The sequence below is a fragment of the uncultured Pseudacidovorax sp. genome (assembly GCF_913773995.1).
Taxonomy (GTDB): Bacteria; Pseudomonadota; Gammaproteobacteria; order Burkholderiales; family Burkholderiaceae_C; genus Xenophilus.
Genome location: NZ_CAJYES010000218.1, coordinates 1 through 25,653, shown reverse-complemented (window position 1 = coordinate 25,653; position 25,653 = coordinate 1). Strand labels below are relative to the sequence as shown.

Here is a 25,653-nt window from a genome sequence, read left to right as displayed (position 1 = left end):
GTGCGTCTTTCCTTCATGGCGGCGGATGGTTCGGACTGGGCGCGACGGCTCTAGCGCATGCTGCCTTCGAAGGCCGTCTGCGACAGCGGCCGGCGATCGCTGGGCAGCTCGCGGCCGCGGATGCCTTCGGGCAGCACGGCCGGATCGCCCTTGCGGCCCACGGCCACCACGGTGTCGATGGCATAGGCCTCGGGCAGGCCGATGGCGGCGCGCAGCTTGGCCGCATCGAAGCCCGCCATGGCATGCGCCGACCAGCCCGACAGCTGCGCCTGGAAGGCCAGGCTGGCCCAGGCGGCACCGGCGTCGAAGGCATGCGAGGCATTGGGCGCCGGCGCGGCGGCGCCGGGGAACACCGCCTCGCGGGCCGAGGCGATCACCACCAGTGCGGCGGCGCGCTTCGTCCACATCTGGTTGAACTCGACCAGGCTGCCGAAGATGGGCTGCCAGGCGGGTGTGTCGCGGTGCGCATAGATGAAGCGCCAGGGCTGCACGTTGTAGGCCGAGGGCGCCCAGCGCGCGGCTTCGAGCAGGCTCATCAGTGTGGCCTGTGGCATCCCCTCTTCGGTGAAGGCGCGGGGCGACCAGCGCTCGGTGAACAGCGGGTCGATGGGATGGGCGGGTTGACGGGGGTTGCTCATGAAATGCTCCTGTGCGAAAGAAAGAGGGTCGGGCGGCGCTCGCGCGTCTCGGCGTCTCGGCGTCTCAGCAGATGCCGGCCATGTTGATGTACTTGATGACGAGGTAGTCCTCGATGCCGTGCCGCGAGCCCTCGCGCCCCAGCCCGGACTGCTTGACGCCGCCGAAGGGCGCCACCTCGTTGCTGATGAGGCCGGTGTTGACGCCGACCATGCCGTATTCGAGCAGCTCCGCCACCCGCCAGACGCGGCCCAGGTCGCGGGCGTAGAAGTAGCTCGCCAGGCCGAACTCGGTGTCGTTGGCCAGGCGTACCACCTCGGCCTCGTCGCGGAAGCGGAACAGCGGCGCGATGGGCCCGAAGGTTTCCTCGCGCGCCGCCTTCATGGCCTGGGTGACACCGGTGAGCACCGTGGGCTCGAAGAAGGTGCCGCCCAGCGCATGGCGCCGGCCACCCGCCAGCACCTGCGCGCCGTGCGCCACGGCATCGTTCAGGTGCTCTTCGACCTTGGCCACGGCGGCCTCGTCGATCAGCGGGCCGATGCGCACGCCCTCGGCGTCGCCGGGGCCGACCTGCAGCTTGGCCAGTGCATCGGCCAGCTTGCGGGCAAAGACGTCGTACACCGCGTCGTGCACGTAGAGCCGGTTGGCACACACGCAGGTCTGGCCCGCGTTGCGGAACTTGGAGACCAGTGCCCCCTCCACCGCGGCATCCAGGTCGGCGTCGTCGAAGACGATGAAGGGCGCATTGCCGCCCAGCTCCATCGACACCTTCTTGATCGTGGCCGCCGTCTGCTGCATCAGCAGCCGGCCCACCTCGGTCGAGCCCGTGAAGCTGAGCTTGCGCACCACCGGGTTGGTGGCGAGTTCGGTGCCGATGTCGCCTGCCGACCCGGTCAGCACCGACAGCACGCCCGGCGGCACGCCGGCACGCTCGGCCAGCACGGCCAGCGCCAGGGCCGTGAGTGGCGTCTGGCTGGCGGGCTTGACCACCATGGTGCAGCCGGCCGCGAGCGCCGGCCCAGCCTTGCGGGTAATCATCGCGGCCGGGAAGTTCCAGGGCGTGATGGCGGCGCACACGCCCACGGGCTCGCGCACGACCACGATGCGCTGCGAGGCCACGGGCGAGGGAATGGTCTCGCCGTACACCCGCTTGGCCTCCTCGCCGAACCACTGGATGAAGGAGGCGGCGTAGCCGATCTCGCCACGCGCCTCGGCCAGGGGCTTGCCCTGTTCGGCCGTCATGATTCGGGCCAGGTCTTCCTGGTTCTGCAGGATGAGCGCATGCCACCGTGCCAGGACGGCCGAGCGCTCGTGGGCCGTGCGCCGGCGCCAGGCCGGCCAGGCGGCGTCGGCCGCCGCGATGGCGCGCCGCGTGTCGGCGGCGTCCAGCCGCGGCACGTGGCCGATGAGCGCGCCGGTGGCCGGGTTGGTGACGACGATGGTCCGCTCAGCGGAAATCCATTCGCCGGCCACCAGGCATTGAGTGCGCAGCAGGGAGGGATCGTTCAGGGTCAGCATGGTTGCTTCAGATTTGCGTGATGAGCTTGGTGCTCAGGAAGGCGTCGAAGGATTCGGTGCCGCCCTCGCTGCCAAAGCCGCTGTCCTTGATGCCGCCGAAGGGCAGTTCCGGGTGGGCCATGCCCGAATGGTTGATGTTGACCATGCCGGCTTCCAGACCGTCTCCCGCACGGGTGGCGGTCTGCAGCGAGCGGGTGAACACGTAACTGGCCAGGCCGACGGGCAAGGCGTTGGCCTGCGCGAGCGCCTCTTCCACGGTGTCGAAGCGCACGAGGGCGGCGATGGGACCGAAAGGTTCTTCCTGCATCAGTCGCGCGCGGGCCGGCACCTGCGCCAGCAAGGTGGGCGCGTGGAAGTGGCCCTGCGCGCCGATCCGTCTGCCGCCGGTCAGCAGCTCGGCGCCCGCCGCGCAGGCATCCTCGACCAGCGCCTGCACCGCCTGGAAGCGCCGTTCATGGATCAGCGGTCCCATCTGCACGCCGACCTCCAGCCCATGGCCCACCTTCACGTCGGCCAGCGCGTCCGCCAGGGCGGCGGCGAAGCGGTCGTGGATGCCCGACTGCACGTAGAAGCGGCTCGGCGAGACGCAGACCTGGCCGGCATTGCGCGTCTTGAGCCGCGTCAGCAGGGCCACGGCGGCGTCCACGTCGGCGTCGTCGAAGACCAGCACCGGCGCGTGGCCGCCCAGCTCCATGGTCATGCGCTTCATGTGCTGCCCGGCCAACGCCGCCAGTTGCCGGCCCACCGGCACCGAGCCGGTGAAGGAGACCACGCGCACCTCGGGCGCTTCGATCAGCTGGCGCGAGATGTCAGCCGGTACGCCCCACAGCAGGTTGAAGACGCCCGCAGGCAGGCCGGCGTCGTGGAAGAGCTGCGCCATGGCGACCAGCGCGCTGGGCGACTCCTCCGGTCCCTTGAGCACGATGGGACAGCCGGCGGCGATGGCCGCTGCGGCCTTCTTCATGGCCTGGCCGAAAGGGAAGTTCCAGGGGCTGAAGGCGGCGCACACGCCGACCGGCTCGCGCACCACCAGCTGGCGCACGCCCGGCTGGCGCGCCGGCACCACGCGGCCGTAGATGCGCCGGCCTTCCTCGGCATGCCATTCCACATGCTCGGCGGCGTTGAGCACCTCGGCCACCGCATCGGCCAGCGGCTTGCCGTTGTCCAGCGTCATGGCATGGCCGATCGCCTGCGCCCGCTCGCGCGCCAGCGCGGCCACGCGTCGCAGCAGCTCGGACCGCTCGACGGGCGAGACGCGGCGCCAGCCCGCGAAGGCCGCATGGGCGGCCTGGACGGCGGTGTCCACGTCCTCGGGCTCGGCCCACGGCAGGCGCCCGAGCGGCTGGAGGGTGGACGGGTCTTGGACGGCCTGGGTGCGGCGGCCTTCGACGCCGATGAAGCGGCCGGCGATGTACAGAAAGAGGTCGGGGTACATGGAGCATGTGGGTAAGGGTGGGCCGCGAAGCCGCCTGCAGCACGGCGCGTCGGGGCCCGCGCGGACTCTCGCGTGCGGGAGAGCGGAACAAACGGTCAGGCGGCGAGGGCTTCGGCGGCGAGGCAGGCATGGTTGGCCGCCGCCGCGGGAAGCACCGCGTCCGCCGCTGGCAGCACCGAAGCGCAGAAGGCGCCCAGTTCCGCCACCGCGTCGCCGCGGCGGCCGACGGCTGCGACGAAGCGGTCGGGCCGGATCAGCACCCAGTCCACGTCCTTGCCCTGGAACCACAGGTGCAGGCCGTTCTCCAGATCCTCGATCAGGGTGCCAGAAGGCTGCGTCGGCATGGGCGAACCCGCCTCGTTGCCCGCGCTGCGCGAGCGCACGGCCAGGTAGTGGTCGCAACCCAGGCATGCGAGTTGCCCGCGCAGCGAGGGCGGCGCATCGGCCAGCGCATCGCAGCGCCAGCTGATCAGCGCGAAGCGCGGGCCGACCACGTCGTCCAGCTTCTCACCGACGCCCCGCACACGCTCCACGTTGGGCTGGATGAACATGCGGCCCACCAGCGCGTCGCGCGCCGCGACGCCGCTGTTGCGCACCACGCCCTGCACGAAGCGCGGCATGGGCTTGAACTTCATCTGCAAGACATAGTCGCGCACCGCGGGAATGCCGCGGATGGCCATGAAGAATCGGTCGCGCGCCCATGCCAGCAGCGGGTTGCGCTGCGACAGCACGGCGCCGAAGGTGTCGGCCAGGTCGATCATGGCCTTGGCATGCGCATGGCGCTCGTCGTTGTAGCTGGCCAGCAGTTCGGGCCGCAGCCGCCCCTGGAGGATCCAGGCCAGCTTCCAGCCCAGGTTGAAGGCATCGCGGATGCCGGCATTGAGGCCCTGGCCGATCCACGGCGGGGTGATGTGGGCAGCGTCGCCAGCGAGGCAGACCCGCCCGCTCACGAAACTGCCCGCCACCCGCGAGTTGTGGGTGTAGACCCGGGCGCGGATCACATTGAGCGCGGCCGGATCAGCCACATGGCGGCCCAGCAGCTCGCGCACCTTGTCGGGTGCCAGCATCTGCTCGCCGTCCTCGCCGGGGAAGAGCATGAACTCCCAGCGCCGCAGGCCATAGGGCAGGCGCAGGCAGACATAGGGCCGCGCCGGCTCGCAATGCAGCGCGGTGTAGGGCGCATCGAGCGGGTCCTGGTCGCATTCGATCACCACCCACTTGGCCGGGTGGGTGCGGCCCTCGTAGGGCAGCTTGAGCATCTCTCGCACGGTGCTGCGGCCGCCGTCGCAGGCCACCACGTAGGCGGCGCGCACCTGCTGCTGCGCGCCGGCCTCGTCGCGCAGAGTGGCGGTGACGCCGGCCTCGTCCTGCGCCAGCGCGACCAGCTCCAGGCCCAGCCGCAGCTGCACGTCGGCAAAGCGTGCCAGCCCGCGGCGCAGCGTCTTCTCGCCCAGGGGCTGCGAGAACAGGTTGCGGCGGAACCAGCCGAACTCGCGCGTGCTGGGCAGGATCTCGGCGAAGCACTGCTTGCGCGCCGTGTACATGCGCATCGGCACGTTCTGGATCATGTCCTGCAGCATCTCCGCGGCCAGTCCGGTGGCCTGGAAGGTGCGCAGGGCCTCGTCGTCCAGGCCCACCGCGCGGGGAAAGTCGAGCACCGCGGGGCTGCGCTCGACCACCAGCGTCCGCACGCCGTAGGTGCCCAGCAGGTTGGCCAGCGTGGCGCCGACCGGGCCGGCGCCGATGATGAGGACGGGGACTTCTTCCACGGAAGCGCTCATAGGGACTCCAGGGTCGTGGGACGGGGCGCCGGACGCGAACTCAGGCAGCCGCGAGCAGCCGGCTTTCCTGCCGAACGAGCAGGTGGCGCACCTGCTTGCGGAATTCGGCGAAAGCCGGGTCGGCCATCAGCGCGGCGCGGCGGCGGCTGCGCTCGTCCAGGCTGTCAAAGACCCAGTGGAAGACCAGCTGGTTGACGTCGCCGCTCTCAGGCGTCATGAGCGCCACCAGGTGGCCGAGGGTGCGGGTCTGCAGTTCGCGGCCGATTTCGTTGTAGATGCGCAGGTAGTCGCGCACGCCGCCAGGCACCAGGGTGTAGGTTCGCAGTTCGTGGATCATGGTCGGAGAGGGTCGCTCGCGGCCGTTTCGGGCCGCTTCAGGAAGGCGGTGACGGCCTCGGCGAAGAGCGCCGGCTGGTCGTCGTGGATGTAGTGGCCGGCGTCGGGAATCTCGACGGCGGCGATGCGCGGATTGAGCGCCTGCATGTGCGCGACCATGGCCGGCTGCAGATAGTCGGATCGGCCGCCGCGCACCACCAGCGTCTCGCAGCGCAGCTGCTCCACATGCGCCGCCAGGTCCACCTTGCGCGCCGGGTCGGGGTTCAGCCGCGTGGCGACGATGCCGGCGTGGTCGTAGCGCCAGGTGAAGCCGCCGCCGGCCAACGGCTTGAGCATGTTCTGCAGCCGCTGCTGGCGCGCCTCTTCGGTCACCGTGGGGCGCAGTGCGCGCATGAAGGCCGCGGCCTCGTCCCAGGTCGCGAAGGTGGTGGGCGTGGTCGCCAGCTCCTTGCGGATGCGAGTGGCGCCGTCGCTGGCCTCGAAGGCGCCGGGGCCGGCATCCTCGATGACCAGGCGGCGCAGCCGCTGCGGGTGCCGCGCGGCATAGACGATGGCATTGATGCCGCCCATGGAGTGGCCCAGCAGGTCGAAGCGCTGCAGGCCCAATTGCGCCACCAGCGCCTCGACATCGGCCACGTACGCGTCGGTGTAGTAGTCGTGCTTCGGGTCCCAGTCGGTCTCGCCGCGGCCGCGCTGGTCGAAGGCGATCACGCGAAAACCCGGCTGCAGCGCGGCAGCCAGACCGGCGAAGGTTTCGGCATAGCCGCGGATGCCGTGCAGCATCAGCACCGGCCAGGCGTCGGGGTCGCCCCATTCGGTGACGTGGAAGGCCAAGCCGTTCAGGGCCAGGCGGTGGTCGCGGCGTTGCATGGAGGTCTCTGCTGCGGCGCTCAGACCAGGCCGTCCTCGCCCTTGATCTCGGAGGCCCTCAGGCCGCCCAGGCGCGCATTGAGCCGGCCGCGGGTGGCGAAGGCCCAGATCAGCACCACCTCGTCGCGGTTGGGCCCGTCGGCGAACATGGCGGTGACGGTGTCGTAGTGCGAGCGCACGTACAGCGCATCCTTGTGCGCGAGGGGGATGTCGATGACGGTGCCCGGGCCGCCGCGCTTGCCGGTCGACGGCACCCAGGACTTGCCGCCACCCACGCCCTCGCGCACCGGGTTGGCTGCCGGGTTGGTCAGCAGCGCGTTGCCGTGCTCGTACTCGCCGTCGATGCCCACCAGGCAGGCCTTGCCGTAGCTCTGGATGTCCAGGCCGCCAGCGGCCTCGCGGATGCGGCGGCCGAACTCCTTGCCGAGTTCGGGCGATGGCTCGATCCATTCGGACAGGTCCTGCACGTAGCGGCCCGCGAAGGGGTTGCGAAGGCAGGCGGCGATGACGATCTTGCGCAGCGGCTCGCCGTCGGCGGGCGCGCCCGTCTCGCCGGCCAGGGTGTCCTCGATCTGGAGGTACCACTTGCGGATGTGGAAGGCGCTGAGGTCGGGAGTGCTCATGGTGTGCATGTCTTGGGGAAAGGGATTTGCGCCGCTCACAGCGGCTGCAGGTCGAAGTTGTCGCTGGGCGCGTTGTATTCGCCCAGCAGGCGCTTGGCTTCCTCGTCGTCGTGGACCAGTTCGAGGAAGAACTCGAAGCGGTGGCCGTCGGGGTCGTGGAAGTACAGGCCGTAACCCACCTTGTGGTCGGTGGTCTTGACCACCTCCACGTTCTTGCGCAGCAGCATGCCGTAGAGACGGCGCAGGTCGTCCAGGCCGCCCTCGATCTCCAGGCCGTAGTGCTGCATGTTCACGCTGCCCCGGCTGGCGGACTCGGGTTCGTCGACCTGGATCAGCGCGATGTCGTGGTGCTTCCGGCCGAAGGAGAGGAACACCCAGCGCGCGCCGCGCGCCGTGACCTCCATGCCCAGCACCTCCTCGTACCAGGGGGCCGAGGCAAAGGGGTCCTTCACGAACAGCGCCAGGTGGGTGCGGCGGATGCGGGGGCGAACGGACTCGGCGGCAGGCGCGCAAGCAAGGGTGTTCATGGCAAACCTCTGCGGATCAGTTGATGGACTGCGGATGGGCGTGCACGGGCGCGACGAAGGGCGTCCAGGCCACCGAGGTGATCTCGCTGAAATCGCGCCATTCCTTGAACCAGGTGCGGCCGCCGTTGGTGGAGCGCAGCAGGTGGCCGTACTTGGTGCCGGCGAAGAGCAGGCCGCGGTCGCTGGCATGCGTGCCGAAGGCCCAGACGGTGGAGTTGGGCGCCGTGTTCAGCAGCGTCTGCGCCCAGGTCTGGCCGCGGTCCTCCGAGCGGTAGATGCGGGTGCGCGAACCCGGCGTGCCGTCGCCAATGGCCAGCAGCAGCTCGCGGCCCTCCGCGTCCAGTGGCTGCACCGTGCGCGTGTAGTAGAGGCCGTCGAAGCGGTCCTTCGACGGATGGCAGCGGAAGCTTTCGGCATCGTCGGTGCTCTCGCACACCGAATTGACGGTCACCACGATGTGCTTGGCCGGTGCGTCGGCCGTGGCTGGCAGCACCGCGATGGCATGGATGTCGGAGTTGTTGATGCCGCGGCCGGGCGTGTCGATGCGCTCCCAGGTGTCGCCAGCGTCGCGGGTGCGCCAGGCGCCGCCCTCCTCGACGCCGAACCAGGCCTCGCCGGCTCTGTGCGGATGGAAGGCGATGGTCAGAATGCGCGGGCGGTGCACGCCGGCGCAGAACTCGGGCAGTTCCACATTCAGCTGCTCCCAGCTCAGGCCGCCGTCGCGCGAGCGGAACATGCAGGCCCGCGAGGGCGCACCGGTGCCGGCCAGCACCAGCTTCGGGTCCGTCGGGCTGAAGGCCAGGGCCCAGACGGTCTGCCCGTCGGCCGGCGAGGCCATGCGTTGGAAGTGCGCGCCGCCGTCCGTGGACAGGCAGATGCCCACGTCCGCGCCGGCCAGCACGCGGCTGGGGTCGGCCGGGTCCACGGCCAGCGCCCGCACCGTGCCGTCGAACTCGATGGCCTCCTTCAGGCCCAGGCGGTGCCAGGTCGCGCCGTCGTCCACGCTGCGCAGGATGCCCTGCCCCGCCGTGCCCACCAGAATGGTTCCGTTCATGTCGCTTGCTCCTGTGGTCGTTGCGTGTCTCAGAGAAAGATGCCGCGCGTGATGCCGCCGTCCACCGCGATGGATTCGCCGGTGATGGCCGCCGCCCGGTCGGACGATAGAAAGAGCACCACGTCGGCGATCTCGCCCACCTGCAGCACGCGGCGGATCGGCGTGGCCTTGGCGTAGTTGGCCTCCACCTGCGCGGGCGTCAGGCCCTGCAGCTTGGCCTCCTTGGCGTAGAGCTCGTGGATGTGCGGCGTTTCCACCACGCCGGGGTGGATCACGTTGACCGTGATGCCCGAGGGGCCGAGCTGGTCGGACAGCGTCTTGGTCATGTGGGCCACGGCCACGTTGCGCATGCCCGACAGCTGCTTGCTGCCGCGCCCGGTGAGCCCGCCGATGTTGACGATGCGGCCCCAGCCGCCCTTGCGCATGTGCGCCGCGCAGGCCTTGGCGAAACGCATGTAGCCCACCACCTTGATGTCGATGTCCTGCAGCAGGCCTTCGGGGTCGGCGTTCTCGATCTCGCTGCGCACCAGGCCGCCCGGATGGGCCGCGCCGTTGACGAGGATGTCGATGCGGCCGAAGTGCGCCGCCACCTTGTCGACGGCCGCCTGCACCTGCGCCGTGTCGCTGACGTCGGCCGGCGCGGCCAGCACCTCGGTGCCGGTCTTTTCGGTGATCTCGCGCGCGGCCTGTTCCAGCGCGCCCTGGCTGCGGGCCACGATGGCCACGCGCACGCCTTCGGCCGCGAAGGCCTCGGCCACTGCGCGGCCGATGCCCAGGCTGCCGCCGGTCACGACGGCCACCTTGCCCTTGAGTCTGAGGTCCATGTTCGATTGCTCCTTGGATGCGTTGCGGCCCGTCGCAGGACGTCAGAGGGCCATTTCGATGAGGGCCGGGCCGCGGCGCCCGAAGGCGTCCTGCAGCTGGGCCGCGAGTTCTTCGGCGGTCGTGGCACGCGTCGCCGGCACGCCGTACGACTGCGCCAGCCCCACCCAGTCGATGCGGGGCGAGTCGAGCGCCGTCAGCGCCTCGGCGCGCTTGCCCAGCGCAGCGCCGCCGCGGCGCAGTTCGTTGCGCAGGATGGCGTACTGGTGGTTGGCGGCGATGAGCACGACAACGTCGAGCTGCTCGTGCGCCATCGTCCACAGCGCCTGGATCGTGTATTGCGTGCTGCCGTCCGACAGCAGGCCCACCACCCGACGCTCGGGGCAGGCGATGGCCGCGCCCACGGCCACGGGCAGGCCCTGGCCGATGGCGCCGCCGGTGTTGGTGAGCGCCGTGTGCGGTGCTGCCGCGGCCGAGGCGGCGTAGAAGGGATAGCCGCAGGTGCCGCCTTCGACCGAGACGATGGCGCCCTCGGGCAAGGCGCGCGTGAGCGCGGCACCGATGGCGGCGGGCGTGAGCGGGCCGGCGGGTGCGGCGGGCAGCGGATGCACGGGGGCTTCGAAGGCCGGCGCATCGAGCGCTTCGGCCAGTTGCTCCAGCGCTTCGGCCACCGGATGGCCGGGCGCGCCCAGGCTCAGCAGGCGCTCGGCCTCCACCATCAGGCTGGGATGGCCCGCGTAACCGAAATAGGTGACCGGCGGCAGTGCGCCGGCCAGCAGCACCAGGTCGGCCGGGTCGAGCACGGCGCGCGCCGGTTCGGGGAAGTAGGGCAGCCGGTCGAAGGCCGGCAGGCCCTGACCGCGCTCGGCCCGGGCCGGAAAGGTCTCGGCATAGGCAGTGGCCCCCAGGGCCGCACACAGGCGCGCTGCGGCACGTTGGGCGCGCGCGCCCAGACCGCCTTGCTCGCCGCCGCCGCCCAGCAGGATGACGATGCGGCGCGCCGCGCGCAGGCGCTGCGCGCAGGCCGCCAGGTCGACCGCCGACGGGCCGGAGACGACCGCCCCCGCGTCGGTCGGAGAAGGCGCAGCCGTGCCCGGCAGCGTTTCGGCCTGGTAGTCCGCAGGGAAGATCAGCGTCGCGCCCTGCCCGCCGCCGGCCAGCGACTGGCGCACCGACTCGACCGCTGCCCGCGGCGCGTCAGCCGTGCCGTCGATGCGGTGCACCCAGCCCGACACCGGCCGCGCCAGCGACTCGATGTCGGAAGTCAACGGCGCATCGAAGGGCAGGTGCCAGCTGGTGTGGTCGCCGATCAGGTTGACGATGGGCGTGCGCGCCCGCCGTGCGTTGTGCAGGTTGGCGATGCCGTTGGCGAAGCCGGGGCCCAGGTGCAGCAGCGTGGCGGCCGGCCGCCCCGTCATGCGCCCATAGCCGTCGGCCGCGCCGGTGCAGACGTTCTCCTGGAGGCCGATCACGCAGCGGATCGAATCCTGGCCTTCCAGCGCGCGCACCAGGTCCAGCTCCGTCGTGCCGGGGTTGGCGAAGCAGGTGTCCACCCCTTCGCCTGAGAGCGCCGCCCACAGGGCCTGGGCGCCAGTCTGCTCAGTCATCGCCGATGTCCTCTTTGCTTGTGTGAGTGGGAAGCGGTGCTTACTGCACCTTGATGCCGCGTTCGCGCACCAGGCGGCCGATGCGGTCGTTGTCGACGGCGATGCGCGCGTCCAGCTCGGCGGGCGAGGAAGCGCCGGCACCCAGCCCGCGCTCGGCGGCCCAGCGCTTGAGCTCGGGCTGCGAGAGCACCTTGGTCAGCGCCTCGTTCATGCGCGCCAGGATCTCGGGCGGCACGCCGCTCTTCGCGTGGAAGGAATACGAGGTGGACAGCAGCATGTCCGAGCCCCCCGCCTCCATGATGGTCGGCACGTTGGGCACGATGGTCTGGCGCGTGGGCGCGCCCACCGCCAGCAGCTTGAAGCTGCCCTTCTGCACATAGGGCAGCATGGCCTCGACGCCGCCGGAGGTGGCCTCGACCTGCCCGCCCAGCATCGCCGGGATCACCTCGGCCAGCGCCTTGTAGGGCACATGCAGGAACTGCACGCCGGTGCCGGACTGCAGCAGCTCCATGTTCAGGTGCATCACGCTGCCCACGCCGCCGGTGCCGAAGCTGACCTTGCCCGGGTTTGCCTTGGCGTAGGCGATGAAGGACTTGAAGTCGTTGGCCGGCAGCTGGGCGCTGGTGACCAGATAGAGGTTCACGTCGGCGATGTTGCTGACGGACACCAGGTCCTTCTTCGGGTCGTAGGGCGGCTGGTAGAGCAGAGGGTTGACCGTCAGGGTCAACCGGTCGACCAGCAGATAGGTGTAGCCATCGGCCGGCGCCTTGACCACTTCCGACGTGCCGATGATGCCGTTGGCCCCGGCCTTGTTCTCCACCACGATGGAGGCCTTGAGCTCCTTGCCCAGGCCGTCGGCGACCAGCCGGGCCATGACGTCGGGCCCGGTGCCCGGCGGGTAGGGCACCACGATGCGGATGGGCCGCGAAGGCCAGTTGCCCTGGGCCGATGCCTGCAGCGGCATCCCCCACGACGCGGCCGCCAGTGCGATGGCACCGCAGGCCTGAAGAACGAATTTCCTTCTCATTGCACGATTCCTTGGCACCCCTGCGAAGACGGGGCCGGCACCGGGCGCCGGGGTAGACGCGCCTGGGCGGCAATGGACGGCGGCGGCATCGGACACCTCGTCTACAACCAAATCATATGCTGTTTTCTCGTTTAGATGGAATGCAGCATTATTATTTGAGGTAGGTGTTTACAATGAATGCACGATTTCATCCATACGCGATCACAGCAAGCAACTACCGTTCCATGCGAGCGCGCCGCCGTGTCCTTTCTGTATTCCCGCAATGCGATAACTGATCTGGCAGGGAGCTCGGACATGGAGAACGTCGATCTTCCAAAGAGTGGGCACGGACGGCGTTCATTGGATGGCTGGCATTGAGTAGTTACACCAGCACGGCACGCCTGTCGTCGATGGCATATTTATCGCATAGCAGTAATCCAATGACCATGCCTTCGACCCTATGCAACAAGCTGGTGCATGCGTGCACCACCCCACTTCATGGCGACCGCCAACGGAGTGCGGCGCGATGAGGCTCTATCTCACCCCCCACACCTGCGCACTGGCCGTGGACGTGGTGGCGCGCGAAATCGGCGTCGAACTCGATCTGGCCTGGGTGGACGTGCGCGCCAAGCAACTGGCCGACGGCAGCGACCTGCACCGGATCAACCCCAAGGGCCAGGTGCCCGCCCTGGCGACGGACGACGGCCAGACGCTGACCGAGGCCGCGGTGATCATTCAGTACCTTTGCGACCGGCACGGTACCGACGCGCTGCTGCCCCGCACCCTCGACATGGATCGCTACCGGGTGCTGGAGTGGATGAACTTCCTCGGCTCGGAGCTGCACAAGAGCTTCACGCCCCTGTTCCGCGCGAACACGCCGCCCGAGTACCGACGCATCTCCACCGAGAACGTGCAGCGCCGCCTGGCCTGGCTGGACGAGGTGCTCGCCACGCGCGAGTACCTGCACGGCGGCCGCTTCACCGCCGCGGACGCCCATGCCTACGCCATCGTCACGTGGGCCGAGCTGCAGGCCATTCCCCTGTCGGCCTGGCCGCACCTGCATGCCTACGTCCAGCGCATCGATGCGCGGCCCAGCGTGCAGGCGGCGCGCGCCGCCGAGCGCGTCGAGATCGCCCGCCGCGCCGCAGCCTGAACCCCGTCCGCCGTTTCCGGAGAACCCCCATGAAGCTCTACCACGAAGTCCGCGGCTGCTCGCTTGCGGTCGACATCGTCGCGCGCGAACTGCAGCTGCCCCTCACCCTCGAATGGGTGGATATGAAGACCAAGCGGCTGGAGGACGGCCGCGACTACTTCAGCGTCAACTCCAAGGGCACCGTGCCGACGCTGGAGATGCCCGACGGCCAGCACCTGAGCGAGGGCTGCATCGTGATGCAGTACCTGGCCGACGGGTGCCCGGGCAACACGCTGCTGCCCGCCTCGGGCCTGCCGCGCTACCGCGTGCTGGAGTGGATGAGCTTCATCGCCGCCGACCTGCACAAGGGCGGCTTCATGCCGCTGTTCAAGGCGATCACGCCGCCCGAATACAAGGCCATTGCACGGCGCATCGTGGAGGCCAAGCTGCAGTGGGTGGACGAGCAGCTGGCCGGCCGCCCCTTCCTGACCGGCGAGCACTTCACCATCGCCGACGCGCACTGCTACACGATCGCGATGTGGACCCGCGCCCATGCCATCGATACGCAGGGCTGGCCCCATCTGGAGGCCTACCTGGCGCGCTGTGGCGCCCGCCCCAGCGTGCGTGCCGCCGAGGCAGCGGCCGCTGCGCAGGGCGTGCGCGAGCGCGAACGGGCCGCCGCAACCGCCGCCGCGCTGGCGCACTGACCGCCTTTCCCACTCCCCGCAAGGACCGACCATGCCGTTGTCGCGACGTCTTCTGATCACCGGCCTCGCAGCCCTGGCGCCGGCACTGGCTTGCGCCCAGCCGACCGCCTACCCTTCCGCACCCGTGCACCTGGTGGTGGCCTTTCCGCCTGGCGGCGGCACCGATGGCGCGGCCCGGCTCATTGCCGAGAAGCTGGCGCCCGAGCTGGGCCAGTCCATCGTCATCGACAACCGCGCCGGCGCCGGCGGCACCATCGGCGCGCAGTCGGTGGCCCGCGCCAAGCCCGACGGCCAGACGCTGTTCTTCGGTACCGGCGCCGAGCTGCTGATCAACCCGGTCACGCGCAAGACCGCACCCTACGACCTGCTCAAGGACTTCGTGCCGGTCACCGAGGTGGGCATCGTGACCTTCGTGCTGGCCGTGCCTGCGGGCTCGCCGGTGCAGAACGTGCAGGAGCTGATCGCCAGAGCCAAGGCGCAGCCCGGCAAGCTCAATTACTCGTCCTTCGGCATGGGCTCGACCAACCACCTCATCGGCGAGCTGTTCCTGAACGCCACCGGCACGCGCGCCACGCACGTGCCTTTCCAGGGCAGCCAGCAGGCAATGTCCTCGCTGCTGGCCGGCGACGTGGACTTCACCTTCGACACCACCGCCATCGTGCTGCCGCAGATCAAGGCCGGCAAGCTGCGCGCCCTGGCCACGCCCTCGCCCAGGCGCCTGCCCAGCCTGCCCGATGTGCCCACGCTGCAGGAGCTGGGCTATGACGGCCTGGTCGCCGAGGGCTGGATGGGCGTGTTCGCCCCCGCGGGCACACCGCCCGCCATCGTCAAGACGCTGGGCACGGCGCTGGACAAGGTGATCCGCACGCCCGACATGGAGGCCAGGCTCGGTGCCCGCGGCGTGGTCGTCACGGCGGCCGACGGCGCGCAATTCCGCACCAAGCTGCAGGCCGAGCTGGAGAAATGGCGCCGCGTGGCCCGCGAGGCCAACGTGTCGCTGGACTGAGACCTGCACCGATTGCCACGCCGACCGGAACCCGCCATGCCCCTTCTCGATGCCACCCGCCGCCGCGCCGGCTTGCTCCTCGCACTGGCAGCCGCCAGCCTCTTCGTCGGCACGGCCGCAGGGGCCGATGCCTGGCCCTCGCGCCCCATCACGCTCATCGTTTCCTTCGAGCCGGGCGGCTCCACCGACATCTCGGCCCGCGCCGTGGCACAGGCACTGGCGGTGGAGCTCAAGCAGCCGGTCGTGGTCGAGAACCGCACGGGTGCGGGCGGGCGCATCGGCACCAAGGCCGCGGCGCTCGCGCGGCCCGACGGCTACACCCTGCTGTGGGGCAGCGGCAGCAGCCTGACGGCCGCGCCCGTGCTGTATCCCGACCAGGGCCATGTGGCAACGCTGGTGCCCGTGAGCCTGGGCGCGACCCAGTCCTTCGTCTTCGTCACCAACCCCACGCTGGGCGCGCGCACGGTGCAGGAATTCGTCGCGCTGGCCAAGCGCCAGCCGGGCCAGCTCAACTTCGCGTCGGCGGGCATGGGCTCCAGCAACCACCTGCTGGGCGAGATCTTCCTGGCCGCCACCGGCGCGCCCGTGGTCCACGTGCCCTACAAGGGCGCCGTGATGGCCAAGGACGCCGTGATCCGTGGTGAGGCCCAGTTGATGGACGAAGTGACCTCACCGCTGATCGGCGCGCTGCGCGCCGGTCAGCTGGTTCCGCTGTTCATGACCGGCGAGCGGCGCGACCCGGCTTTCCCCGACATTCCCACCGCCGCCGAGGCCGGCCTGCCCGAGATGACCATCCAGGGCTTCTTCGGTCTGCTGGCGCCCGCCGGCACGTCGCCGGACATCGTGGCCCGCCTCAACGAGGCCATGCGCACCGCCCTGGCCTCGGAGCCCGTGGCCAAGGCCTTCGGCAATCTGGGCTTCACCACCGCCTACAGCACGCCCGAGCAGATGGCCACCCGCATCGCCGAAGGCCGCGCCACCTATGCGCGCATCGTCAAGGCGCGGCAGATCCGCGTCGACTGACGCCCCCCCCTTACCGCCCCCTCCCATGCCTTCATCTCCCACACCCTTCATCCCGCAGCGCCGCCAGGCCCTGGCGCTCCTTGCCACCCTCGCCGCAACCAGCATCGGCCTGGCACGCGCCGCCACCCTGGCCGATCGGCCGATCAACCTGGTGGTGCCCTTCGCCGCGGGCGGCGGCACCGACACCGTGGCCCGGCTCATCGGCCAGAAGCTGCAGGCCGCACTGGGCGGCACGGTCGTCATCGACAACCGGCCGGGCGCCAACGGCCTGATCGCGGCGCGCGCCGTGGCCCAGGCACCGGCCGACGGCCACACGCTGATGTTCGGCAGCAACTCCACCCATGTGATCGCCGCGCTGGCGTCCAAACAAGCCGTGGTGCCGGGCAAGACCATGCAGGAGGCCTTCACCATCGTCAGCGTGATGGCCAACGCCCCGCTGGTGCTCGCGGTGCGGGCCGACAGCCCGGCCAAGGACCTGCCCGGCTTCCTGCAGCGGGCAAAGGCGAACAAGCTCAGCTACGGCAGCTTCGGCGCCGGCTCGTCGGCCCATGTCATGGGCGAGGTGCTGGCTGAGTCGACCGGGATCGAGCTGCTCCACGTGCCCTACAAAGGCTCCTCGCCGGCCATCACCGACCTGATGGGCGGCCAGGTGGATGCGGTCTTCCTGACCGTGGCCGCGGTCGAGGCCATGGTCACAGCCGGGTCCGTACGGCCGCTCGCAGTGACCGGCCTGCGGCGCGTGCGCTCCCTGCCCGCCGTGCCCACCTTCGAGGAGCTGGGCGTGCGCGATATGGGCAACGCCGGCTGGTTCGCGGTCTTCGCGCCGGCTGCAACGCCTGCGCCGGTCGTGACCACGCTCGCCACGGCACTGCAGGCCATCGCCGCCGATATCGAGGTTCAGGCCCGCATGGTGGCCCTGGGGCTGGAGCCGGTGGTGAGCACGCCCGCGCAGGCGCTGGAGACCTGGCGCCGCTCGCTGGCTGCAGCGGCGCCCATCGTCAAGAAGGCGAACATCGTCTTCTGAGGCGAGCCCGGTCGGCCCTGCGGCAAGCCGACGCTCCTGGCGCGCCATGCGGCGGCCCGCGTGGGCCTACAGGTGGCCGTCCGCCGACAGCCGCACGCTGATCATGTGGGCGGTGCGACGAACCAGTTCTGCGATGGCTTCGGCGTCGAAGAGCGCCAGCCGCGCGTCGCTGCCGAGCGCCGTGACGCTGGCCACCACCAGCCGCCCGCGTCCGAAGATGGGCGCCGACACCCCCGTCTTGCCCGCATTGAGCTCGCCCGAGGTGCGGCAGAAGCCCTCGCGGCGGATGCGCTGCGCCTCTTCGTAGAAGGCCTCCCAAGGCGGCGTGTCCGGCGACTCGCTCGCCAGCTCCTGGTGCAGCCGGCGCAGCCGCGCCGCTGGCAGGAAAGCCACCAGCGCCTTGGCGCTGGCGCCGCGTGGCACGGGCACCGGCCGGCCACGGCCGTAGCGCAGATGCGGCAGCGGGTCGTTGAATTCGGTGTGCACCGTGATGATGGAGTGGCCATAGAGCTTGGACAGGAAGACGTCCAGCCCCGTCTGCTCGGCCAGCTCGCGCATGGGCGGCGCGGCGGCGCGGATCACGGGATCGGACTCGCGGATGCATCGGTCCAGCTCGATGATCCGTGGCCCCAGCGTGATGCTGCGGTCGAGCCGCACGAGCAGGCCCACCTTCGACAGCTCCTGGATGTAGCGGTAGGCCGTGCTCTTGGGCACGCCCAGACGCGTGGCGATCTCCTCTACGGTGAGCGAGGGGGAGTCGGTGGAGAACAGCCCCAGGGTGCCGAGCAGGCGGGACAGGCTGGATTCGCTGGCCGCGCGCGATGACGACTGCGCCGCGGTCCCGTCCAGGGCATCGGCCGACGCGGTGCTTCTTGGGCCATCGTCGCCATCATCTTGATCGGCCGGGCTCGCTGCCGGCCCAACTTCTTCCTGCAACGCCTTGCGCCGGCCTTTTTGCGCCATCGACTCGACTTTCCTTGAATTCGTCTGCGCGCAAGATGGTATCGGGACCGGGGCCCCGACCAGGCAACCGGGCAAAAGCAAGCATGAGCCCTCCCCCCACTCGGTCTTGAGCCCCTCTCAAGCAGAAAGCACAAAGGGTCAGCTACCGAAGCAGCTGACCCTCTGATTTGTATGGTGGCCTGGGGCGGAATCGAACCACCGACACGCGGATTTTCAATCCGCGGAAACGGAAAATAGATCGGCGGGGATTGGCGTGCATCCCCGCACCAAAGTCGTTTTTTATCAGACGCTTAGATGCTCATGATCATGTCATCTACGCTGATCCGCGCTGATTGATCTCCCCCTGGAATGCCTACATACTGCCTACATAGCACCTACAACTTGGTGCGCTGGAGGCTTTGATATGAGCAAGCAGACTCTCACTGTGTCCCGCGTTGACGGCTTCAGGTGTCCCGAAGGCAAAAGTCAAGCATTTTTGTGGGACGCAAAGACGCCGGGCCTCGCGGTCCGAGTCACGGCTGCAGGCAGCCGCTCCTACATCTTCGAAGCGCGGCTTCACGGGCAGACCATTCGCAGCACGATCGGGAGTACCGATACGTGGGATCTGCACCGCGCGCGCACGGAAGCCTCAAGGTTGAAGGTGATGGTCGATCAGGGCATTGATCCACGCGAGGAGCGGGCAGCGCAGGTCGAAGCATCTAGACTGGCGCGCCAAACAGCCATACGGGAGAAGGCGATCGTTGCAGATGCGTGGGACGCCTACATGAGAGAGCGCAAACCCTATTGGAGCGAGCGGCATCTCGCAGATCACGTCAAACTCGCGCAGCGCGGCCAACAAGCCAAGCTTAGGGGCAGCGGCCTGACGCAGGCGGGACCTATCGGAGCATTGATGGACGTGCGACTCTCCGACCTAACCTCAGACTCTGTCAAAGTTTGGATGCAGCGCCAAGCGGAACAACGACCGACTGTGGCTGCTCTGGCTTACCGTCTGCTGCGTGCATTTATACGATGGGCCGACGAGAGTGCGCAATACAGCGGCTTAATTCCTCCTAAATCCTACAGTGCGCGCAATGTAAGAGATGCCGTACCTCGGTCAAAGGCGAAACACGGCGACGTCCTTCAACGTGAGCAATTGCGCGCTTGGTTTGAAGCAGTTAATGAACTCGAAAATCGTGTCGCAGCAATCTACCTTCAAGGTCTATTAATCACTGGCGCTCGACGTGAGGAACTCGCCCAACTTCGTTGGCGCGACGTCGATCTTCGCTGGAAAACTATACGACTCCGCGACAAAGTAGAAGGCGATGAAGGTCGCATTATTCCCCTTACGCCGCACTTTGAGACACTTTTGCTGGAACTGTTATGCAAAAAGCGAATTCAGTCAACTGACAATGCCGTGGATTTCGTCGAAGCTCATGAAATGGATTCCTGGGTATTTTCAAGCACGTCATCAAGAAGTGGGCGCATTCAAGAGCCGAGAAGCGCCCACGTGAAGGCCCTGAATGCAGCTGGCTTGCCGCACGTATCTATTCACGGATTAAGGCGGTCATTCGGCACTCTCGCCGAATGGTGCAACATTCCTGCGGGCGTTATCGCACAGATTCAAGGACACAAGCCGAGCGCAATCGCCGAAAAGCACTATCGACGGAGGTCAGTTGATTTTCTGAGAAAATTCCACTCAGAATTCGAAAGCTGGCTGATGGTGCAGGCTGGAATATCCACGATCAATCCATAAACGACGCAGCGAAATGAAAAATCCGGAACTCGAGATTGAGGGAGTGAGTCTGTTGCAAACTGTTTTTCGAGGTATGGCTTACGAGGCGCAAAATCGAGGTGTCTGCACGCCCCCTTTTAAGCTTATTTCGTATCCGGAATTAACAGAGCTTTATCAGAATGCCGACTGTGCGAGTCGATTCGCAAAGACAGCGATTGCGAGCGGCGAATATCTCGACCATTTCAATGATAGCGATTTCTCCGATGTTGAAGATAAATATCTATCGACAACATCGCTGAAGCAAGAGGTAATTTTTCTCTTGCGCTTGGTTGAACTTTGGCCAAAAAAAATTGAAGATGCGATTGATGTGAAGCACAACGTCAAATTGGAGCAATTGTTCTACTTTGGCCGTCTAAAAGATGTGCATAGGTGCACACAACTTCATGCCTCCACTCACTCAGCTACGAGACTCATTAATCGATTCGCACAACACCCATTAAATTTTGATCAACTAAAGGACTTGAAGCGACGATTACCTAATGTGTTCCAACAGCTTGCGGACAGGCCGATTGAGAGCCGGGAAACAAGCCGCGCCTTGATCACAGCAATTGAATCCGACTCGGGAAAAATCGAGGCTGACCAATTGCAATCCGACCAACCTGAGCAGGACGCCGGAGCGAGGGCCGACAAGCTCCCGAAACCCGAGGGACCTGCCCTCGCAGACAGTCAGTCCGTTCAGCAATTGCTTGCAGGATCCGGAAATCACGAAGATGCCGCAGATCTACTTCAGAAGCGCTTAGCGCTCTGGAGCTCCGCTAACACGTGCGCCCGATCTCATCGAAATCAGAGTTTGACGGCTGGGTTTCTTTCCCAACTTGCCGCGGATTATCTCATCCGCTTTCCTGAGGCTTCTGAAAAGGAATTTGCTGGTGCCGTCATTAGAAGGTTGGATAAAATGGTTTCAGAAGGATACACAAATAGAATATTCGGAGGAAAAAAGAATCAAGACTATATATTTCTTGAAAAAGGCGGAACGAATTTAATGAATAAAGATAAAGTGATTTATAGAATCATTTACAACCGCTTCTGGTGTTTGTCGCATGCATTGGAAAAGTTGGAGAAAGCTTCGAAAAGTGAGGAAATCGAAAAAAAGATATCTTGAAAACTAGTGAAGATCTAGAAATTCGCGATTTCGTCTCTTATTGCTTTTCTAGAATTTCCTGGCGGTAGCATCTTGCCTAGCCCACAAACTGCAAGGCATGATCATGATGAAGAAAGCAGTAGTAGCGGACGAGCAGTTGCAGTCCACCGAAGCCTTCGCCCGGGAAATCGGGATCAAGCCGGCTTCGGTACGCAAGCGCTACAACCAAACTGGCACTTACTTCGGTATCCGACCCCGCAAGCTGCCGAACGGTCGCCTACGTTGGCCGGTGGGTGCCGCCAAGCTCTTGTTGGAGCCGGTCGGTGACTGACTGGCGCCCTAATTCTGGCGTGGATGTTTCGCTGCCCATCCTCGCGCCACCGGGGGTGGGGTTGGATTCGCCCAACTTTATCCGGCTACCGCGGCGACTCCGCGAGACAATCATTCATTTGGCGGACGTTCAGCAAGTTGGGGCTTCTCTGGCTCTGATGAACGTGCTCGGCATGATGAGCGTAGCCGGATCTCCGCTTCGAAATGTCGAATTGCCGTTCGGCCGGCAAACGCCGACGTCGCTCTATCTCGTTGCGACGGCCGCTACGAGCGAACGCAAAAGCAGTACTTTGAGTTTGATTCAACAAGGAATCAATGAGGTTCAGCTTTTGGAAGACGACCGGTTTCGTAGAGACAAGCTGCGCTATGAAATTGAAAGAAAAGCGCATCAGCGCAAGCTGAAAATCCACGAAGCTGATCCTTTAGCCCTAGAGGAGCTCATTGAGGCTCAGCCAATACTTCGCGGGCATTGGACGATCATGTCAGCGGCAGCGACTGCCGCGGGGCTGAGCCTGGGGCTTAGCCAAGGTCCTGGCTCGACCGCCTTGGTCAGTTGCGAGGGAGGCGAAATATTCAATCGTGACATGATTGAAAATTTAGGCGATTTCAACGCTTATTTCTCAGGCGAGGGAAAGCGCCGCCTACTCGGCAGCCATCGGTCGAGCATTCCCATGGCTCGTGCGTCTCTCAGCCTAGTCGTACTCACTCAGCCATCGACATTCGACGACTTCGAAAGGGCGCACGGACAGCAGCTTGAACAAAGCGGCTTCAGGTCCAGGGTACTTTTTGCAAACTGCCCAAATTTTTCCGGAGAGCGATCCTATCGGGCGCCGTTAGAGGTAGAAAAGGAGGCTATCCGTTGGTTTAACGATCGTTGCAAGGAACTGCTGCTGAGCAACTTCGAGGCGCGTGAATGGCAATGCGTCAAGTTCACTGAGCAGTCAGCGCAACAATATGAGCAGTATACGCGATACCTAGAAAAAGGGCGGCAGCCTGGTGCGGTCGGAAGCGACATTGCCGGTTTCCTCGGCAAGGCCGGCGAACAAGCTGCTCGATTGGCTGCACTGATCTCGCTTTTCGACGAAAACCGGGGCGCAATTGGAGCCGATCATTTTGCAAGTGCCGCAGACTTGATGAGCTTTTTCTTTGTCCAGGCCAAACGCCGCTATGGATCAGGCGCGCTCGGTCAAATGATGGAAGAAGAAGCCAAGGAGGCATTGCAGTTCTTGATTCGCTGCAGATCCAGTGGCGACCATCCATTCCCCTTTGCGAGATGGTTGCAGTTCGCTCCCAATCGCCTGAGAAGCGGGGAAGTGCGAGATCGAGCACTCATGATTTTGCAGCAGCGTGGGCAGATCACAATCGCAAAAACGGGAAAGGCAAAGTTCATCTGGGTCAACCCGAACGTCTATGGATGATTGCCTTGCTCGAACATCGATATTTGCTCAGGCGACCCGGTATTCAAGCCATTCAGATGCATATCTCAGATTTTTTCAACCCCATATCTCTTTGATGAGCAGGCGCCAGTAATCGCCCAGCTTTCACGTAGCCCCAGCCTCGCTCCAAAGCGAGCTGGGGCTTTTTGCCGTCTGGCCGGCTGCTCGACGCAGTAAGGCCTCCTCTTCAACGACCCTGCCTATGCCATCCACCTCAAACCTCTACGACGACGAGCCCCTGTTCGAGCGTGCCGCAAACGACACCGCGTCGGCGCCCGTCTGCCCATCCTGCGGTTCCGCGCGCCTATGCACTCGCGAACTCGGCAAGAAGACCGGCGCCACCATCGGCACCTTGGCCGGTGCAGCCGGCGGCATGTCCGCCGCGCTGTCGGGCGGCGTCGCCGGCGCGCACCTTGGCATGGGCCTCGGTGCCCAAGCCGTGCCGTGCATGCCGCCGCTCGGCGCCGTCGCCGGCGCCATTTTGGGCGGCCTGAGCGGCGGCATCGCTGGCTGCGCGGTCGGCGCAGCCCTCGGCGAAGCCATTGATGGCTCCATCTTGAGTAACTGCCGCTGCCTCAGCTGCGGCCACGCCTTCTCGCACCGCCGGGCGTGATCTCGGCGATGGAGGCTTCCGCCGCCCGCATCCTCATTAACCCTCGTCCTTCCCTCACGACTTCATCTTCACCCACCATGGCACACCTCCTCCAACAAATGGCCTACGTCGGCCAAACCCCCTGGCACGAACTCGGCAACCAGCTCCCGCCCAAGCAGCCCATCGAAGTCTGGGCCGAGCAGGCCGGCATGGACTGGACCATCTGCGAGACGCCCGTGCGCTACATGGCCGAGCAGGCCGGCGCCCTCGGCTCCATCATGACCTTCGATGACCAGAAGGTCCTTTACCGCAGCGACACCAAGGCACCCCTGTCCGTCGTCGGTGGCCGGTACCAGGTCGTGCAGCCACGCGAAGTCCTGGAGTTCTACCGCGACCTGACCGAAGTCTCCGGCTTCGAGCTGGAGACCGCCGGCGTGCTCAAGGCCGGCCGCAAGTTCTGGGCGCTGGCACGCACCGGCAAGGAGTCGGCCCTCAAGGGCAACGACACCGTCAAGGGCTACATCCTGCTGGCCACGTCCTGCGACGGCACGCTGGCGACCACCGCCACGCCCACCACCATCCGGGTCGTCTGCAACAACACGCTGTCCATCGCCCTGCAGGGCGCGGTCAATGCCGTCAAGGTGCCCCACAGCACCAGCTTCGACGCGCAGGCCGTCAAGAAGCAACTCGGCATCGCCGTCTCCAGCTGGGATGCCTTCATGTACCGCATGAAGACGCTGTCCGAGCGCAAGGTCAAGACGCACGAGTCGCTCAATTACTTCCTGAAGGTCATGTGCCAGGCGGACGGCCATGCCGAGCCGCAGGCCCTGACCAACGAGCGCGCCCTTAAGAAGGTGCAGGAGCTCTACGAAGGCAAGGGCCGCGGCGCCGAACTCCAGGCCGCCAAAGGCACGGCCTGGGGCCTGCTGTGCGCGGTGACGGAATACGTCGACCACGAACGCCGGGCCCGCAGCCAGGAGTACCGCCTGGACAGCGCCTGGTTTGGCCAGGGCGCCGGCATCAAGCAGCGCGCCCTCGACGCTGCCCTGCAACTGGTGGCCTGAGCATGCCGCAGTCCTCATCCCCTCCGACCTTCCGGCGACGACCCGGATCACCGCCACCACGGCACCCTGGCGGCACAAAGCCCCGGCTCCCCACAAGGGACCGGGGCTTTGTGCTTCTGGGCGTCGGTGCGCGGCGAGGGGATGCGCCGGCTTGCCTTCCTTCTTTCTGAACCTTTCTTTCAACCCAAGGAGAACCCCATGGCAGAAGCCCATCGGGCGGGCGAGCCCTCGGCTCGTGCCCGCCCGGCCTTGCGCCTGGTGAAGCCGCAGGATTTCCGCAAGCTCGACCGCGCCCAATGGCTCGACTTGCGCAAGCAGGGCATCGGCGGCTCCGATGCCGCGGCCGCCATCGGCCTGAGCCCGTATACCTCGCCGCTGGAGCTCTGGCTCGACAAGACCGGCCGCGACGCCGAGCTGCCGAAGGTCGATCCCAACGACGAGACCAGCCCCATGTACTGGGGCACGCTGCTGGAACCCATCGTGGCGGCGCACTACACCCGGCGCACCGGGCACAAGGTGCGCCGGATCAATGCCGTGCTGCAGCACCCCAAGAATCCCTGGATGCTGGCGAACCTGGACCGCGAGGTTCTGGGTGCGCCGGATGTCCAGATCCTGGAGTGCAAGACGGCCGGGTACCACGGGGCTCGCCTCTGGGAGGACGGCGTGCCCGAGTACATCCAGCTGCAGGTCATGCACCAACTGGCCGTCACCGGCAAGCAGGCGGGGGACGTGGCGGTGCTGATCTGCGGGCAGGAACTGCGCATCCACCGGATCGAGCGCGATGACTAACTCATCGCGAAGCTGATCCAGTTGGAGTCACGGTTTTGGCGGCACGTGGAGATGGACATGGCGCCGCCGGCGGACGGGTCGGAGTCTGCAGCCCTGGCGCTGAAGGCTCTGTGGCCTCGCGACAGCGGCACGGTGCTGGACCTGGCGGATGACCTCGAGTATGGCGGCGTGTTCGCCGACCTCCTGGCGCTGCGGCAGACCATCGCCGAAGCCGAACAGCAGCAGGAAATCCTGCGCCAGCGGATTCAGCAGCGCATGGGCGAAGCCACTGTGGCCCGCTTCGACGGCGGCGAAGTCAGGTGGAAACGCAGCAAGGACGGCACGGCCCTGGACGTGGATCGGCTACTGGCCGACCACCCGGAGCTGCTGACGACCTACGGCGTCCCGAAGGCCGGCACCCGCCGCTTCACTGTCAAGGAGTTGCCATGAACACCACCGTCGGTGCGAGCCCGCTGGAGTTCCTGGCGGCTTATGCGCTCGTGCTGGGGATCGGCATGGTGCTGGGCTACGGCCTAGCGCT

The 25,653-nt window shown here is 66.8% G+C and carries 24 protein-coding genes and 1 pseudogene; 12 read left to right on the top strand and 13 right to left on the bottom strand.

Annotated elements, in window-relative coordinates; all coding sequences use genetic code 11:
• Positions 1-50: 50 nt before the first annotated feature.
• The 12 genes from QZ772_RS20255 to QZ772_RS20200 all read right to left on the bottom strand — a co-directional run bounded on the left by QZ772_RS20255 (position 51) and on the right by QZ772_RS20200 (position 12,236).
• On the bottom strand, positions 51-638 hold the full coding sequence (locus tag QZ772_RS20255) for a nitroreductase family protein (protein WP_295530069.1): 588 nt from the start codon (positions 636-638) through the stop codon (positions 51-53).
• A gap of 64 nt (positions 639-702) precedes the next feature.
• Positions 703-2,154: an NAD-dependent succinate-semialdehyde dehydrogenase gene (locus tag QZ772_RS20250; protein WP_295530066.1), complete on the bottom strand. Its 1,452-nt coding sequence runs from the start codon at positions 2,152-2,154 to the stop codon at positions 703-705.
• Positions 2,155-2,161: 7 nt separating this feature from the next.
• Entirely contained in the window at positions 2,162-3,589 is a 1,428-nt protein-coding gene (locus tag QZ772_RS20245; protein WP_295530063.1) for an NAD-dependent succinate-semialdehyde dehydrogenase, read from the bottom strand.
• 95 nt (positions 3,590-3,684) lie between these two features.
• Positions 3,685-5,370, bottom strand: coding sequence for a bifunctional 3-(3-hydroxy-phenyl)propionate/3-hydroxycinnamic acid hydroxylase (locus QZ772_RS20240; RefSeq protein WP_295530059.1), 1,686 nt, complete (start codon positions 5,368-5,370; stop codon positions 3,685-3,687).
• Between the two features lie 40 nt (positions 5,371-5,410).
• Complete coding sequence (locus QZ772_RS20235) at positions 5,411-5,707, bottom strand: NIPSNAP family protein (RefSeq protein WP_295530056.1); 297 nt, start codon at positions 5,705-5,707, stop codon at positions 5,411-5,413.
• Positions 5,704-6,576 carry an alpha/beta hydrolase gene (locus QZ772_RS20230; protein ID WP_295530052.1) on the bottom strand — a complete coding sequence of 291 codons (873 nt, stop codon included), beginning with the start codon at positions 6,574-6,576 and terminating at the stop codon, positions 5,704-5,706. The genes QZ772_RS20235 and QZ772_RS20230 overlap by 4 nt, the downstream gene beginning before the upstream one ends.
• 20 nt (positions 6,577-6,596) lie before the next feature.
• Complete coding sequence (locus QZ772_RS20225; protein WP_295530049.1) at positions 6,597-7,199, bottom strand: amino acid synthesis family protein; 603 nt, start codon at positions 7,197-7,199, stop codon at positions 6,597-6,599.
• Positions 7,200-7,234: 35 nt separating this feature from the next.
• Positions 7,235-7,726, bottom strand: coding sequence for a VOC family protein (locus tag QZ772_RS20220; protein WP_295530045.1), 492 nt, complete (start codon positions 7,724-7,726; stop codon positions 7,235-7,237).
• Positions 7,727-7,742: 16 nt separating this feature from the next.
• Entirely contained in the window at positions 7,743-8,780 is a 1,038-nt protein-coding gene (locus QZ772_RS20215; protein WP_295530042.1) for a glycosyl hydrolase, read from the bottom strand.
• A 29-nt stretch (positions 8,781-8,809) separates the two neighbouring features.
• Complete coding sequence (locus QZ772_RS20210) at positions 8,810-9,604, bottom strand: SDR family oxidoreductase (protein WP_295530039.1); 795 nt, start codon at positions 9,602-9,604, stop codon at positions 8,810-8,812.
• Between the two features lie 42 nt (positions 9,605-9,646).
• Positions 9,647-11,209 (bottom strand): acetolactate synthase large subunit, encoded by a 1,563-nt coding sequence (locus tag QZ772_RS20205; protein ID WP_295530036.1) that lies wholly within the window; start codon positions 11,207-11,209, stop codon positions 9,647-9,649.
• 40 nt (positions 11,210-11,249) lie between these two features.
• Positions 11,250-12,236, bottom strand: a complete 987-nt coding sequence (locus tag QZ772_RS20200; RefSeq protein WP_295530033.1) for a tripartite tricarboxylate transporter substrate binding protein — start codon at positions 12,234-12,236, stop codon at positions 11,250-11,252.
• A 505-nt stretch (positions 12,237-12,741) separates the two neighbouring features.
• On the opposite strand from QZ772_RS20200, the gene gstA (QZ772_RS20195) reads away from it, so the two are divergent.
• The 5 genes from gstA (QZ772_RS20195) to QZ772_RS20175 are packed head-to-tail and all read left to right on the top strand — an operon-like array spanning position 12,742 to position 17,107.
• Positions 12,742-13,368, top strand: a complete 627-nt coding sequence (gstA, locus tag QZ772_RS20195; protein WP_295530030.1) for a glutathione transferase GstA — start codon at positions 12,742-12,744, stop codon at positions 13,366-13,368.
• A 29-nt stretch (positions 13,369-13,397) separates the two neighbouring features.
• On the top strand, positions 13,398-14,054 hold the full coding sequence (gene gstA / locus QZ772_RS20190; protein ID WP_295530027.1) for a glutathione transferase GstA: 657 nt from the start codon (positions 13,398-13,400) through the stop codon (positions 14,052-14,054).
• Positions 14,055-14,085: 31 nt separating this feature from the next.
• Complete coding sequence (locus QZ772_RS20185; protein ID WP_295530023.1) at positions 14,086-15,060, top strand: tripartite tricarboxylate transporter substrate binding protein; 975 nt, start codon at positions 14,086-14,088, stop codon at positions 15,058-15,060.
• Between the two features lie 36 nt (positions 15,061-15,096).
• Positions 15,097-16,083 (top strand): tripartite tricarboxylate transporter substrate binding protein, encoded by a 987-nt coding sequence (locus QZ772_RS20180; protein ID WP_295530020.1) that lies wholly within the window; start codon positions 15,097-15,099, stop codon positions 16,081-16,083.
• Between the two features lie 25 nt (positions 16,084-16,108).
• The gene (locus QZ772_RS20175) at positions 16,109-17,107 is read left to right on the top strand and encodes a tripartite tricarboxylate transporter substrate binding protein (RefSeq protein WP_295530017.1); all 999 of its coding nucleotides are present in this window, start codon (positions 16,109-16,111) and stop codon (positions 17,105-17,107) included.
• A gap of 66 nt (positions 17,108-17,173) precedes the next feature.
• Here QZ772_RS20175 and QZ772_RS20170 read toward each other — a convergent pair whose 3' ends face one another.
• The gene (locus QZ772_RS20170) at positions 17,174-18,070 is read right to left on the bottom strand and encodes an IclR family transcriptional regulator (protein ID WP_295530012.1); all 897 of its coding nucleotides are present in this window, start codon (positions 18,068-18,070) and stop codon (positions 17,174-17,176) included.
• A 403-nt stretch (positions 18,071-18,473) separates the two neighbouring features.
• Between QZ772_RS20170 and QZ772_RS20165 the strand changes: the two genes are divergently transcribed.
• The 7 genes and pseudogenes from QZ772_RS20165 (at position 18,474) to QZ772_RS20135 (ending at position 25,562) form a co-directional block, all read left to right on the top strand.
• Complete coding sequence (locus QZ772_RS20165; protein ID WP_295530009.1) at positions 18,474-19,802, top strand: integrase family protein; 1,329 nt, start codon at positions 18,474-18,476, stop codon at positions 19,800-19,802.
• A gap of 13 nt (positions 19,803-19,815) precedes the next feature.
• Entirely contained in the window at positions 19,816-20,943 is a 1,128-nt protein-coding gene (locus QZ772_RS20160) for a hypothetical protein (protein WP_295530006.1), read from the top strand.
• A gap of 97 nt (positions 20,944-21,040) precedes the next feature.
• Positions 21,041-21,253, top strand: coding sequence for a DNA-binding protein (locus QZ772_RS20155; protein WP_295530004.1), 213 nt, complete (start codon positions 21,041-21,043; stop codon positions 21,251-21,253).
• Entirely contained in the window at positions 21,246-22,670 is a 1,425-nt protein-coding gene (locus QZ772_RS20150; protein ID WP_295530001.1) for a DUF3987 domain-containing protein, read from the top strand. Before QZ772_RS20155 ends, QZ772_RS20150 begins: the two co-directional genes overlap by 8 nt.
• A gap of 220 nt (positions 22,671-22,890) precedes the next feature.
• On the top strand, positions 22,891-23,301 hold the full coding sequence (locus QZ772_RS20145; protein WP_295529998.1) for a hypothetical protein: 411 nt from the start codon (positions 22,891-22,893) through the stop codon (positions 23,299-23,301).
• A gap of 77 nt (positions 23,302-23,378) precedes the next feature.
• Complete coding sequence (locus tag QZ772_RS20140; RefSeq protein WP_058642811.1) at positions 23,379-24,344, top strand: DUF932 domain-containing protein; 966 nt, start codon at positions 23,379-23,381, stop codon at positions 24,342-24,344.
• A gap of 198 nt (positions 24,345-24,542) precedes the next feature.
• Positions 24,543-25,562, top strand: a pseudogene (locus QZ772_RS20135) (lambda-exonuclease family protein).
• The last annotated feature ends 91 nt before the right edge of the window (positions 25,563-25,653 follow it).